This is a genomic window from Oligella sp. HMSC09E12 (genome assembly GCF_001808505.1).
Classification (GTDB): Bacteria; Pseudomonadota; Gammaproteobacteria; order Burkholderiales; family Burkholderiaceae_B; genus Oligella; species Oligella urethralis.
In genome coordinates, this window is sequence record NZ_KV793585.1 from 1 (window position 1) to 13622 (window position 13622).

Genomic DNA, 13622 nt, shown 5'->3' on the forward strand with positions numbered 1-13622 from the left:
TTTAGAGGGTTACAACTATCCTGACATAGAGAGTAGCTTTTCTCTTTCGGAAGAGAGGATTTAATTATTTCGTCAGTAAGTAGCATGATGGTAAAAAGCTGTCTTAGTTGAAGTTAAATCAAATGTACCATCATATTTACCATCATCAAAATTGAAACCTTAGTCTCATTAAGTCAACACATAAGACCTAGAGAAACAAAAAAACCCCGATATAACAATAAGTTATCGGGGTTTTCTATCGCTACTAGAGTCTCTTAATAACTCTAGCGTTTCATCTTTGGCGGGAACGGAGGGATTCGAACCCTCGATACAGGTTTAAGCCCGTATGCTTCCTTAGCAGGGAAGTACCTTCAGCCTCTCGGTCACGTTCCCAAAGAATTTATAATTATATAGTTTAATTTTCAGTTTTGCCAGTATTTTGCTGGTTTAGCTTGAAAATTATTCTTCGTCTGTTGTTTCTTGGTCTAAACCGAAGACTTTATGTAAAGCACGCACGGCCAGTTCCATATATTTATCCTCAATCAGCACAGAGGTTTTAATTTCACTGGTGCTGATCATTTGGATATTAACCCCTTCTTCTGCTAGGGTGCTAAACATTTTACTGGCTACACCGGCGTGTGAATGCATACCGATACCAACAATGGATACTTTACATACCTTATCATCGGTGATGACTTCACGCGCATTGACATTTTTTAATACCACCTCGTTAATCACCTTAATCGCTTGTTTAAAGCCACTGCGATTAACGGTAAAGGAGAAGTCGGTGGTGCCGTCAACTGATTGGTTTTGAATAATCATATCGACGTCGATATTTGCATCAGCAATTGGGCTGAGAATACCGGAGGCGATACCTGGACGATCAGGCACCCCTAAGATAGTGATTTTAGCCTCGTCGCGACTAAAGGCAATACCAGAAACAACAGCAGCTTCCATACTTGGATCTTCCTCAATAGTAATTAGGGTGCCTGAAACAATTTCCTCTTCAACGGGGATTTCAGGATCAGTTAATGATGATAAAACGCGTAGCGGTACTTTATACTTACCGGCAAACTCTACGGCGCGAATTTGTAAGACTTTTGAACCTAAAGAGGCCATCTCCAGCATTTCTTCAAAAGAAATCACATTCATACGACGCGCTTCTGGTACTACCCGTGGGTCCGTGGTGTAAACGCCATCTACATCGGTAAAAATTAGGCATTGGTCGGCTTTGATGGCAGCCGCAATCGCAACGGCAGATGTGTCTGAACCACCACGACCGAGGGTCGTAATATGGCCTTCTGGGTCAATGCCTTGGAAGCCCGTGACGATCACGACCTTGCCGGCATTTAAGTCATTGAGAACACGCTGACCGTCAATCTCCTTGATACGTGCTTTAGTGTATGCACTGTCAGTTTTAACCGGTACTTGCCAGCCAGTGTAGCTGCGGGCATCTACGCCTTGAGCTTGTAATGCCAGTGCTAACAGCGCACTACTAGCCTGCTCACCGGTAGCGGCCAACATATCCAACTCACGCGGATCAGGCATATCGGACAGCTCGGCCGCTAAACCTAAAAGACGATTAGTCTCACCAGCCATGGCGGAGGGCACCACGACCACTTGGTGTCCGGCTCTATGCCACTTGGCAACGCGTTTAGCCACATTTTGAATGCGTTCGATGGAGCCCATCGAAGTACCGCCGAATTTTTGTACGATTAGGGACATTTTTTAATAATAAAAAAGGTTGAAGAAACAGTTAATATTACCTTAAAAGTCAGTACTTCTAAGGGATTTTTGTTTAAAAGTCAATAAAAAACATATCCTATGTCGGTGGACTCAGGCTAGGTTGAAGCGCAATATTTTTCCACGGGTAAACCCTTAAAAGTCATCAAAATGACGATTATTTAACAATGATAGGAGTATGTTTAGAGGGTAAAGTTATTCATTATTAAACAATAAAAGCGATTATTTGGGAGACTATGATGCGTATCGGTTTTATCGGCCTTGGTAATATGGGCGGTCCTATGGCCTTAAATCTTGCGAAAGCAGGTCACGAGCTCACTGTCTTTGATTTATCTGCAGAGGCGATTGCGCACTTACAGGAAAAGGCACAGATTTCCGTTGCCAACTCACCCGTGGCCTTAGCTGAAGCAGGGCAGGATGTGATTGTCACCATGTTACCGGCGGCTGCGCATGTTAAGTCAGTTTATCTTGGTGACGATGGGGCTAGCGGTATTATTGCGGCGAGTAAGCCAGGTACGATATTAATCGACTCCTCCACTATTGATCCGGGTAGTGCACGTGAAGTAGCCGAGGTGGCTGAGGCCAAGGGTGTGATTATGCTTGATGCGCCAGTTTCTGGCGGTACCGTTGGAGCTCAAAATGCCACTTTAACCTTTATGGTCGGTGGTAGCGAAGCGGGTTTTGCCAAGGCAAAGCCAATTTTAGAAGCTATGGGTAAAAATATTGTTTATTGCGGCGAGCATGGCAATGGTCAGGTGGCTAAAGTAGCCAATAATATGCTTCTTGGCATTAGTATGATTGGTGTGGCTGAAGCCATGAACTTGGGTGTTAAGCTCGGGATGGATCCAAAGATCTTGGCCGGTATTATTAATACTTCTTCAGGACGCTGCTGGAGTTCTGAAGTGAATAATCCATGGCCGGGTGTGATTGAAACAGCACCGGCAGGTCGTGATTATCAGGGTGGCTTTTTTACGGATCTGATGCTAAAAGATATGGGTTTGGCCTTAGAGGCGGCTGCTCAAAGTGAGAGTGCCGTGCCGATGGGTAGTTTAGCGCATACCCTGTATAAGGAATCGAGCGAAGCGGGTAATGGTCGCAGCGATTTTTCTTCAATCATAAAGCATATTCAGAGTAAATAAGGGTGGATAATGTTTAATACAACGTTAAGCGAAGACCATATCATGATGCGCGATATGGCGCGCGATTTTGCTCAAAATGAAATTGCGCCTAAGGCACTAGCGTGGGAAGAGGCGCATTGGTTAGGTGATGATGTTATTCAGCAAATGGGTGAGTTAGGCTTTTTAGGCATGGTTGTACCCGAAGAGTACGGCGGCACCTACAGTGATTACATTGCTTATGCCTTGGTGATAGAGGAGATTGCTGCTGCCGATGCGGCCATGGCGACGATGATGAGTGTACACAGCTCGGTCGGTTGTGGCACCATTTTAAATAGCGGCAGTGAGGAGCAAAAGCGTGAATGGTTACCGCGTATGTGCACTGGTGAGATTATTGGTGCTTTTTGCCTAACCGAGCCACAGGCGGGATCTGAAGCGCATAATCTTAAAACCCGTGCCGAGCGGGTGGGTGATAAATGGGTCTTAAACGGTAGCAAGCAGTTTGTGACGAATGGTAAGCGTGCCGGTGTGGCTAATGTTTTTGCCGTGACTGACCCGTCTCAGGGTAAGCGCGGCATTAGTGCCTTTATTGTGCCGACGGACAATCCTGGCTATCAGGTAACGCGAGTTGAGGATAAACTCGGCATCAAGGCCTCTGATACCTGCGCTGTGAGCTTGGATAATTGTGAATTATCGGCTGATATGATCTTAGGCGAAGAGGGTAGAGGGCTTGCGATTGCGCTATCGAATTTGGAAAATGGTCGCATCGGTATTGCAGCGCAAGCTGTAGGGATTGCGCGCGCCGCTTTAGATGCCGCAGTCCAATACGCCAATGAGCGCGAGCAATTTGGTAAACCCTTGACGCAGCACCCAAGCATTGCCGATAAATTGGCAAATATGGCGACCATGGTTAATGCAGCACGTCTATTAACCTTGCATGCGGCCAGCATGAAGTCGCAAAATCTACCTTGTTTATCGGAGGCTTCGCAGGCCAAGCTTTACGCTTCAGAAATCGCAGAAAAGGTATGTAGCGAAGCGATACAGATTCATGGTGGTTATGGCTATTTATCTGATTATTTAGTTCAAAAATACTACCGTGATGCGCGTATCACGCAGATCTATGAGGGCACGAGTGAGATTCAGCGCCTGATTATTGCGCGTGGCCTTGGTGCTTAGCTAGCGATTGTATGTGATTGAGCCAAAAAATAACCCCCATTTTTGGGGGTTATTTTTTGGCTAATGCGGGTATGTATCAAACAAAACACACACTCAGTACTGATGGCATTAGGCCGTCTGCTGTTTTAACTCACGCTCAAGCTCAGCCTTTAGATCCTCCGTGATACTTAATTGACGAGCTAATTCGTCTAAGTAACTACGTTCCATAAAATTAGGCTCATTAATCACCGCAAGGCTTAAGGCATATACCTGACTGGCAATGGCCGGGGAGTCAACGTACTGAGCTACTTCCTTAGGATCCACAGCTCCGTTGAGTAAACTGCTAATCCAGGCCTTTTCGTCGGCTGTACTGACACCCTGAGTCTGTTGTTCAATCAGCTCCTGCTCGGCTGGGTCAATCTGACCGTCCGCACGGGCAGCTAGGATAATGGCAGCAATTAAGGCGCGGCTGCTTTGATCCTGTGTTTGTTGGTCAAGTTCAGTAATATCCTGACCTTCGGGGGTATTAGCAAACCAAGGTCCAGCATCTGCTACTTTAAGCGCACCTTGTTGCTGTTGTTGCCAACGCTGATAGGCACGAAATGCCACGGTGCCTAAGGCCGCTAAACCGCCGAGTTTTGACATATTGCTGTTGTTTCGACGACCGAGCAAAACAGCTAAGGCTCCTGCACCGAGTGTGATTTGATCGTTTTTAGAAAAAAGACCAGTATCATCAGCACGACCAGTGCTCGCTTTATCACTACGACCAATGCCGTCCTTAAGCTGACCGAGAATACTATCGGCGATACCACCTAAAGCACCCTGACTGCTTGAACGCTGCTTGCCAGAAGGGTTGCTGCTGATATCACCGACAATGTTTTGAAGAATATTAATAAGGCTCATGGAAGAATCCTATAGGTTAATTACACGCGGCTGCGGTATTCCCAAGTGCGTGTGTCGATTTCGATTTTGTCGCCGATATTGCAGAAAGCAGGTACCGAAATCTCAAACTGATCGTTGATGCGCGCAGGCTTCATCACTTTACCGGAGGTATCACCCTTGACCGCAGGCTCGGTGTAGACGATCTCACGAACAATGGTGGTTGGTAGCTCAACAGAAATAGGGCGCTCTTCGTAGAAAATCACTTCAACTTCCATGCCTTCTTCAAGTACCTGAATGGCATCACCCATGCTCTCTTGCTCAACTTCGTATTGATTGTACTCTTCGTCCATAAAGACGTACATCGGGTCAGCATAATAAGAATAAGTACATTCCTTCTTATCCAGCATGACTACTTCAAACTTTTCATCTGCTTTGTAAACCGCCTCACTGGCTGAACCTGTTAAGAGGTTTTTGAATCTGAACTTAACAACGGCAGCGTTACGGCCTGATTTGTTATATTCTGTTTTTTGTACGACGAGTGGTTGGCCGTCAACCATGGCAACGTTACCGACGCGCAAATCCTGTGCGTTTTTCATTGTAAAAAATCTCCGATTGGATAGCTAAGTGTGAGCTAATCACGGCAGTATGCGTGCCGCCACAAATCACACCTAGTGTATAGATGGTTATAAAGTTCACCCTATATTTTAGCTTTTTTTAGCGCAGTCTTCATAAAAATTCAAAATTTGCTGTGACAAGTCGGGTAATACGCTCAAACGCTTACTTAGGGCTGCTTGAAAGTCTTGCCAAACAAGTCGCGCTGAGTTATCAAAGGCATGGCCTTGCAATTGCTGGATAAGTGCTTCTTGTGCTACGTTTTGATTCCACAAACGATGTAATTGTCGCAGCCATTCCGGCGCCTGTATCGTGTCCAACCAAGCCTCCAGTTTCACCATATGATGAGCTTCAGCTTGTGGATAAATATGCCACAGCATCGGTTTTGCAGCCCAATGAGCTTGTACAAAGCTGTCTTCACCGCGGATGAAGTTGATATCCGCCACTTGTAGCAGCTGTTCATAATCACGCTGCACGATAAAATCAATTCGCTCAATATGGGCTTGGGAATTTAAGCGCTTAGCTAATGTCTCCAATTGCGGCGCCACCGACTCTGCAACAATGATCATCACCTCCGGTGTATTAGTTAGTGCCCTTAGGAGCGCTTCCAGCGGTGCATGCGGGTAGCAAAAGAGATTAATTAGCAGTGGTTTTTTTTCTTCATAGTAGGCAGCGCCAGCAGGGGATAGCAGCGTGTTTAAAAAAGCGGCAGCGCTGTCCTTAAGACCTTGCTGTAAGCGTAAAAGACCGCCAGTTTTTTCGCTAAAGCCCGGAAAAAAAAAGTATTTAGGTACCCCATTGGGCTGGATTGAGGGTTGTAGGTGGTAGCCTTCAACCCAAGGTTCCGCACTTAAATACTCCAGATTTAACCAGCAACGGGTCTTGCCTTTCATCGCCTCTTGGTAGCTGGTGGGTAAATCACAGGCAAAGGCTTCAATCACTAGATCGGCCGCTTGCCAGCAATCAATGTGTGGATGCCAATGTCTAATTTCTATCGTTTTCAGGAATTGTTGCGAGAGTTTAGGGTTAAGCTCCGGTTCGATTTTATTAAAACTCTTTAAATCATCAACCCATAGTCGGATCTGATAGCTTGTCGGAAAACTTTGAGCTAAACGCCAACAAACGCCGATATCACCGAAGTTATCAATCACACGACAAAAAATATCAATGGTGCTAGTTTTTAAATTCACAATCTTCAAGAACAAGGTGTAGGGCCTCGAACTATCCTGAGATCGAGGTCCTATGATTAACTACTATGCAGCGTTAAGCGCTATTGGCTTGAGCCAATAAATTGCGTAGTACATATGGCAAAATACCGCCATGCTCGTAGTACTCTACCTCGATTGGCGTATCAATTCGAAGGAGTAAGTTCACATCCTGCGAGCTACCGTCCTCACGGTGAATCGTTAGAGTGACCTCCTGCTGTGGTTTAATGCCATTTTCCAAGCCGCTAATATCATAGCGTTCATTACCGTTGATGCCTAGACTCTCAACAGAGTCTTCGCCTTGGAATTGTAGTGGTAATACGCCCATACCCACGAGGTTGCTACGGTGAATACGCTCATAGCTGCGGGTTATCACGGCCTTAACACCGAGTAGGTAGGTACCCTTGGCAGCCCAGTCACGGGAGGAGCCCGTACCATATTCCTTGCCGCCGAAGATCACCGTAGGCACCCCATCCGATAGGTAGCGCATGGCGGCGTTATAAATAGGCATTTGTGCGCCACTTGGTTTATGAATGGTATCCCCACCCTCATAAAGCGTACCGTTAGCTAGCGGCGGAATCATCAAGTTTTTGATGCGGACGTTAGCAAAGGTGCCACGCATCATAATTTCATGGTTACCGCGGCGTGAGCCGTAACTGTTAAAGTCGGGCTTTTGGACGTGATGTTCCTTAAGCCAGAGACCTGCTGGTGAGGACTCGGCAATAGCGCCCGCAGGTGAAATATGATCGGTTGTCACTGAATCACCGAAGATACCTAAAGCTCGCGCTCCTTTGATGCTCGGCATGGGCGCTGGCGTCATGGAGAAGTTATCGAAAAAGGGTGGCTCGGCAATATAGGTGGATTCAGGCCAGTTATACACATCACCGCTCACCCCCTTGATGTTATCCCATAGCTTGCCCGGATGACTTTTAACCTGGGCATAGTTTTCACGATAAGCTTCAGGGTTCATGGCATAACTGACTAAGCTTTGCACCTCTTCATTGCTTGGCCAAATATCTTTTAAGTAGACTGGGCCATTAGTTCCAATGCCGATAGGCTCATGGTAAAGATCACAACGAATGGTACCAGCTAAGGCATAGGCTACCACTAATGGTGGTGAGGCGAGGAAGTTAGCCTTGATATTAGGGTGGATACGTGCTTCAAAATTACGGTTACCCGATAGTATGGCAGAACAGATCAGTTCATGTTCAGTGATGGCCTGATTTAGTTCAACGCTTAAGTCGCCGGCGTTACCAATACAGGTAGTACAACCATAGGCAGCGACATCAAAACCGAGTTGCTCTAAATAGCTGAGTAAACCGGTTTCGCTTAAATAGCGTGTCACCACACGAGAACCAGGTGCCAGTGAGGTTTTAATTCTTGGGTTAACTCGTAGACCCAGTTCAACTGCTTTTTTGGCCACTAAGCCTGCCGCAATCAAAACGCTCGGGTTGGAAGTGTTGGTACAAGAGGTGATGGCGGCAATCAGGATATCGCCATTTTTAATAGTTGCACCAGTCTCGCCCGCTAGCGGGTAGGGCTGAGTGAGCGTCGCGGACTCTTTATTAAAACCGCCTTTAGCCGCTGGCATTGAAAATAGATGGTGAAAGGTAGACTTAAGCTCAGTCAGCTTAATTAAATCCTGAGGGCGCTTAGGGCCAGCCACAGAAGGTACAATGGTGCTGAGGTCAAGCGTTAACAGCGTGGTGTAGTCAATATCAGCTGCTGCCGGGATCCCGAACATTTCTTGTGCAGCGAAGTAGGCTCTAAGGGCATCGACCTCTGCCTCAGTACGTCCAGTGCCTTTGAAGTAATCAATGGTTTTTTCGTCGACTGGGAAAAAGCCCATGGTTGCACCATATTCCGGCGCCATATTGGCAATGGTGGCCCGGTCAGGTACGCTTAAGCTGGCGGTGCCCTCACCACAAAACTCAACGAATTTACCCACCACATTATGAGCGCGCAGCATATTTGTCACGGTCAGGACTAGATCGGTTGCAGTGACGCCGGGGTTAAGCTCACCCCTTAGCTCCACCCCAATCACATCCGGCGTCAGGATATACACTGGTTGACCCAGCATTGCCGCTTCCGCCTCAATGCCACCAACACCCCAAGCAACCACGCCGATGCCGTTAATCATGGTGGTATGGCTATCAGTACCCACTAAACTATCGGGGTAGTAGACATCGTTTTGGTCCTTATAAACACCGCGGGCGAGGTACTCAAGATTCACTTGGTGCACAATCCCAAAGCCCGGCGGCACCACGCCAAAGGTATCAAAGGCCTGCATCCCCCATTTCATAAACTCATACCGTTCACGGTTACGCTCGAACTCAACTTTCATATTGAGATCAAGCGCATCCTTGGTGCCAAAGTAATCAATCATCACCGAATGGTCGACCACGAGGTCTACGGGTACCATGGGTTCGATAAGCTTAGGGGAATGCCCGTTTTTTTGAGCAACGCCACGCATGGCGGCAATGTCGGCTAAGAGTGGCACACCTGTGAAATCCTGGAGTACGACGCGGGCCACTACAAAGGGGATTTCATCAAGCCGTTTAGCCTGCGGCTGCCAATGAGCCAATTGCTTAACATGTGCGTCGGTGATGCGCTTACCGTCATGATTGCGCAGCACCGATTCAAGCACGATACGGATGGAGTGGGGTAGTCGATTGACCTCCGCACCCAGTAACTTGCCTAGTTCGGGCAAAGAATAATAGGCGCCTTGTGCCTGTTGAAGCTCAAGGCGTTTTAGGGTGTTGCTATATACCATGTCCTAACTCCTTTGTTTCTATGAATACAATCGTCAGAGTTTGCAAAAGAGCCTAAGACATTGAGCTTAGGAATATTACAAACTCTTGATAAAGCTGCCTAATTTGCTAATACCGTCTCTGATTTTATCCTCTGAAACGGTTACAAAGCTTAAACGCAGATTATTTTTAGGGGCTTTATCATGATCAATATAAAATGGCATCCCCGGCACATAGGCGACTTTACACTGCTCAACCACTTGCGGCAACATGGCTGTGGTATCAATCTGTTCAGGCAGGCTGACCCAGATAAACATCCCGCCGGTGGGCTTAGTCCATGTACAGTTTTCAGGAAAGTGCTCGCTTAGTGCATCTAACATATAACCACATTGTTTGCGATACAGTTCACGCACGGTCGGTAGATGCTGATACAAAAAACCATCCTTAACCGCTTCGTAAATTGCCATTTGTGAGACCGTCTGCGTGTGTAAATCGGTGGCCTGCTTTAACTGTACCAGTTTATTAATCACTTCAACAGGGGCAACCACAAAGCCAATACGCAAGCCGGGTGCGAGCACTTTGGAAAAGGATCCCATGCGGATCACGGTCGCACCCGCCTGACGCCCTAAGTCGAGTAGTGAGGGTTGATGCTCACCTTCAAAGCGCAACTCACCGTAGGGATCGTCCTCAATAATTGGTAAGCCGTATTTAGCACATGTCTCAACCAATGCCTGCCGACGCTCCAAGGTCATGGTGATACCGGTTGGATTTTGGAAGTTGGGCAGCACATAAATAAAGCGTGCATCAGCAGCTTTTTCAGGGGTAATATCCTCTGCGATGATGCCGTACTCATCGGTGGCGACTGTGCCATAGCGCGGGTTTTGTACGGAAAAGGACTGTAAAGCGCCTAAATAAGAGGGTGATTCAACTAAAATTTTAGCATCATCATCAATAAATAATTTGCCGATTAAATCCAAGGCTTGCTGTGAGCCAGAAACAATTAGCACCTCCTCAGTCGCTACCTTGACACCACGTTTAGCAAAGTCTTGAGCAATCCACTCACGTAATGGACGATAGCCCTCGGTCGGACCGTACTGTAAAGCGGACTCGGGATTATCGGTGAGAACCTTAGTAAAGGCATCAAGTAGTTCTTTTTTTGGAAAGCCTTTAGGCGAGGGTAAACCGCCGGCAAAGGAGATCACATCTGGACGCTCTGTGACCTTTAAAATCTCGCGAATAACAGAGCCGGTCAGATTTTTAGCGCGTTGTGAGAACTTATCCTCTACCTTAAAATTTGAAGTTGTTGTCATTGAGTCACTCGTCTCGTAAAAATTAGTTATTTAAAATAATCGATAATTAATGATACCGCTTTTAGCGTCAGTCTGCTGTTAATTAAATGCGCTTATGGTGATGACGATTTTAACGATGGACTGATTGCATCCAGTCTATCCATCCTGGGATTGGGGGTGTGTAAGCGCATTAAAAAAGGGGTTTAGTACGTGCGACCAAACCCCTTAATGCTAATTAACTAATTTCAGGCTAATTAGAGCTCTACGCTATCGGCAACCTCTTGGAAATCTTGGATTTCGTTAAAGTTCATGTAGCGGTAGATCTTATCGCTATTTTCATCGATGATACCGATATTTTCTAGGTACTCTTCGCGCGTTGGGATCTTACCTAGGCGTGAGCAGATTGCTGCAAGCTCCGCTGAGCCGAGGTAGACGTTGGTGTTTTTACCAAGACGGTTAGGGAAGTTACGCGTACTGGTCGACATAACAGTTGCACCTTCTCGCACCTGCGCTTGGTTACCCATACATAGTGAGCAACCTGGCATCTCGATGCGTGCACCCGCCACACCGAAGGTGCCGTAGTGACCCTCTTCAGTTAACTGCTTCTGATCCATCTTGGTTGGCGGCGCAACCCATAAGCGAACAGGAATGTCACGCTTATTCTCAAGTAGTTTAGAAGCGGCACGGAAGTGGCCGATATTTGTCATGCAGCTACCGATAAAGACTTCATCGATTTTCTCACCCGCCACATCGGATAAGGTTTTAACATCATCAGGGTCGTTAGGGCAGGCCACTAGCGGCTCGTGAATTTCAGCGAGGTCAATCTCAATCACGGCAGCGTACTCAGCATCCGCATCTGGCTCTAGCAATTGAGGATTCTGTAACCACTCCTCCATCGCACGAATACGGCGAGCTAATGAGCGCTCATCCTCGTAACCATTAGCGATCATCCACTTCAATAAGGTGATGTTAGATTTCAAGTACTCAATGATAGGCTCTTTATTTAAACGTACTGTACAACCTGCGGCAGAACGCTCAGCGGAGGCATCACTTAATTCGAAGGCCTGCTCAACCTTAAGATCAGGTAGACCCTCAATCTCTAAAATACGGCCGGAGAAGATGTTTTTCTTACCCTGTTTAGCCACCGTAAGTAAACCCTCTTTGATGGCGTAGTATGGGATGGCATTCACTAGGTCGCGTAGGGTCACGCCGGGCTGCATTTTACCCTTGAAGCGCACGAGTACCGACTCAGGCATATCTAAAGGCATTACACCGGTAGCGGCCGCAAAAGCCACTAAGCCGGAACCCGCAGGGAAACTGATGCCGATTGGGAAACGTGTGTGTGAGTCACCACCCGTACCAACTGTATCAGGCAATAACATACGGTTTAACCAAGAGTGGATCACACCATCACCTGGACGTAAGGAAATACCGCCACGGGTACTGATGAAATCAGGTAGTTCGTGGTGAGTTTTAACGTCGACTGGCTTAGGATAAGCCGCAGTATGACAGAATGACTGCATCACTAAATCGGCAGAGAAACCTAAACATGCTAAGTCTTTAAGCTCATCACGTGTCATTGGACCGGTGGTGTCTTGGCTACCAACAGAGGTCATGCGTGGTTCACAGTAGGTGCCAGGACGAATACCTTGACCCTCAGGCAAGCCGCAGGCGCGACCAACCATCTTTTGCGCTAAGGTAAAGCCCTTGCCAGTATCAGCCGGTTGTTCAGGTAAGCGGAACACAGTCGAAGGCGCTAAGCCTAAAGCCTCACGTGCTTTAGCAGTAAGACCACGACCAATAATTAAAGGAATACGACCGCCGGCCTGTACCTCGTCAAATAAGACATCGGATTTAACCTTAAACTCTGCGATTACCTCGCCGTTTTTAAGTGCTTTACCCTCGTATGGGCGCAATTCGATCTCATCACCCATTTCCATCTTAGAAACGTCTAATTCGATAGGTAGGGCACCGGCATCCTCCATGGTGTTATAGAAAATAGGAGCGATTTTGCCGCCAAGACAGACGCCGCCGAAGCGTTTGTTAGGTACAAAAGGAATGTCCTCACCAGTAAACCATAGGACTGAGTTGGTCGCTGATTTACGAGATGAACCGGTACCAACAACGTCACCTACATAAGCAACGAGATTGCCTTTTTCCTTGAGGTTCTCAATAAACTGAACTGGACCACGCTTACCGTCTTCCTCGGGCTCGAAAGAAGCGTCAGGGCGCTTGTTTTTAAGCATTGCCAAGGCGTGTAGTGGAATATCTGGACGGGTCGTTGCATCAGGAGCAGGGGATAAATCGTCTGTGTTGGTCTCACCGGGTACCTTAAAGACGGTGATTTTTAAGCTCTCAGGTACGGCAGGACGACTGGTAAACCACTCAGCATCAGCCCAGCTTTGTAATACCTCTTTGGCAAATTGATTGCCAGCTTCGGCCTTTTCACGTACATCGTGGAAAGCGTCGAACATTAATAAGGTGTTTTTAAGTGCATTGGCAGCGATTGGCGCTAATTGCTCATTATCCAATAGCTTAACTAACGGCGCGATATTGAAACCACCTAACATGGTACCTAAAAGCTCAGTGGCTTTTTCAGGGCTAATTAAAGGGGTTTTTTCTTCGCCAAAAGCAAGGGCTGCTAGGTAAGAAGCCTTGACTTTGGCGGCGTCATCAACACCCGCTGGTACACGGTGTGTCAGTAGATCAACCAAAAACTGCTCCTCACCGGCCGGTGGGTTTTTAATTAACTCGATTAAATCGGCGGTTTGTTGGGCAGAAAGGGCTAAAGGAGGTATGCCTAAAGCCGCACGCTCTTCAACATGCTTACGATATGCTTCTAACATTTGATTACACCTTTTTAGTTTAGAATGTTGATTTTACTTGATTATT

At 47.0% G+C, this 13622-nt stretch carries 9 protein-coding genes and 1 tRNA gene; 2 read left to right on the forward strand and 8 right to left on the reverse strand.

Annotation, left to right across the window (positions count from 1 at the left end; all coding sequences use genetic code 11):
- Nucleotides 1-278: 278 nt before the first annotated feature.
- Together HMPREF3179_RS06690 and HMPREF3179_RS06695 are read right to left on the reverse strand one after the other, a co-directional pair.
- Nucleotides 279-372, reverse strand: a tRNA-Ser gene (locus HMPREF3179_RS06690).
- Nucleotides 373-438: 66 nt separating this feature from the next.
- Entirely contained in the window at nt 439-1704 is a 1266-nt protein-coding gene (locus tag HMPREF3179_RS06695) for an aspartate kinase (protein WP_070470225.1), read from the reverse strand.
- Nucleotides 1705-1961: 257 nt separating this feature from the next.
- Between HMPREF3179_RS06695 and mmsB the strand changes: the two genes are divergently transcribed.
- Complete coding sequence (mmsB, locus tag HMPREF3179_RS06700) at nt 1962-2861, forward strand: 3-hydroxyisobutyrate dehydrogenase (protein WP_070470228.1); 900 nt, start codon at nt 1962-1964, stop codon at nt 2859-2861.
- Between the two features lie 9 nt (nt 2862-2870).
- Nucleotides 2871-4013, forward strand: a complete 1143-nt coding sequence (locus tag HMPREF3179_RS06705; RefSeq protein ID WP_018025777.1) for an acyl-CoA dehydrogenase family protein — start codon at nt 2871-2873, stop codon at nt 4011-4013.
- 108 nt (nt 4014-4121) lie between these two features.
- Here the strand turns inward: HMPREF3179_RS06705 and HMPREF3179_RS06710 are convergent, their stop codons facing one another.
- From HMPREF3179_RS06710 to acnB, 6 genes are all read right to left on the reverse strand, one after another.
- Entirely contained in the window at nt 4122-4895 is a 774-nt protein-coding gene (locus tag HMPREF3179_RS06710; protein WP_070470231.1) for a tellurite resistance TerB family protein, read from the reverse strand.
- 20 nt (nt 4896-4915) lie between these two features.
- Nucleotides 4916-5470: an elongation factor P gene (gene efp / locus HMPREF3179_RS06715; RefSeq protein ID WP_048768918.1), complete on the reverse strand. Its 555-nt coding sequence runs from the start codon at nt 5468-5470 to the stop codon at nt 4916-4918.
- Between the two features lie 108 nt (nt 5471-5578).
- Nucleotides 5579-6676 (reverse strand): elongation factor P maturation arginine rhamnosyltransferase EarP, encoded by a 1098-nt coding sequence (gene earP / locus HMPREF3179_RS06720; RefSeq protein ID WP_070470272.1) that lies wholly within the window; start codon nt 6674-6676, stop codon nt 5579-5581.
- 73 nt (nt 6677-6749) lie between these two features.
- A complete protein-coding gene (gene acnA, locus HMPREF3179_RS06725; RefSeq protein ID WP_070470236.1) occupies nt 6750-9464 on the reverse strand; it encodes an aconitate hydratase AcnA in 2715 nt (904 codons plus the stop codon).
- A gap of 75 nt (nt 9465-9539) precedes the next feature.
- The gene (locus HMPREF3179_RS06730; protein ID WP_070470241.1) at nt 9540-10751 is read right to left on the reverse strand and encodes an aminotransferase-like domain-containing protein; all 1212 of its coding nucleotides are present in this window, start codon (nt 10749-10751) and stop codon (nt 9540-9542) included.
- Nucleotides 10752-10984: 233 nt separating this feature from the next.
- Complete coding sequence (acnB, locus tag HMPREF3179_RS06735; protein WP_070470247.1) at nt 10985-13576, reverse strand: bifunctional aconitate hydratase 2/2-methylisocitrate dehydratase; 2592 nt, start codon at nt 13574-13576, stop codon at nt 10985-10987.
- Nucleotides 13577-13622: the final 46 nt, after the last annotated feature.

What these genes read in the sequence shown, in the direction of transcription:
- HMPREF3179_RS06695 (WP_070470225.1), bottom strand. Translation starts at nt 1,704, where the DNA reads ATGTCCCTAATCGTACAAAAATTCGGCGGTACTTCGATGGGCTCCATC.
- mmsB (WP_070470228.1), top strand. Translation starts at nt 1,962, where the DNA reads ATGCGTATCGGTTTTATCGGCCTTGGTAATATGGGCGGTCCTATGGCC.
- HMPREF3179_RS06705 (WP_018025777.1), top strand. Translation starts at nt 2,871, where the DNA reads ATGTTTAATACAACGTTAAGCGAAGACCATATCATGATGCGCGATATG.
- HMPREF3179_RS06710 (WP_070470231.1), bottom strand. Translation starts at nt 4,895, where the DNA reads ATGAGCCTTATTAATATTCTTCAAAACATTGTCGGTGATATCAGCAGC.
- efp (WP_048768918.1), bottom strand. Translation starts at nt 5,470, where the DNA reads ATGAAAAACGCACAGGATTTGCGCGTCGGTAACGTTGCCATGGTTGAC.
- acnA (WP_070470236.1), bottom strand. Translation starts at nt 9,464, where the DNA reads ATGGTATATAGCAACACCCTAAAACGCCTTGAGCTTCAACAGGCACAA.
- HMPREF3179_RS06730 (WP_070470241.1), bottom strand. Translation starts at nt 10,751, where the DNA reads ATGACAACAACTTCAAATTTTAAGGTAGAGGATAAGTTCTCACAACGC.
- acnB (WP_070470247.1), bottom strand. Translation starts at nt 13,576, where the DNA reads ATGTTAGAAGCATATCGTAAGCATGTTGAAGAGCGTGCGGCTTTAGGC.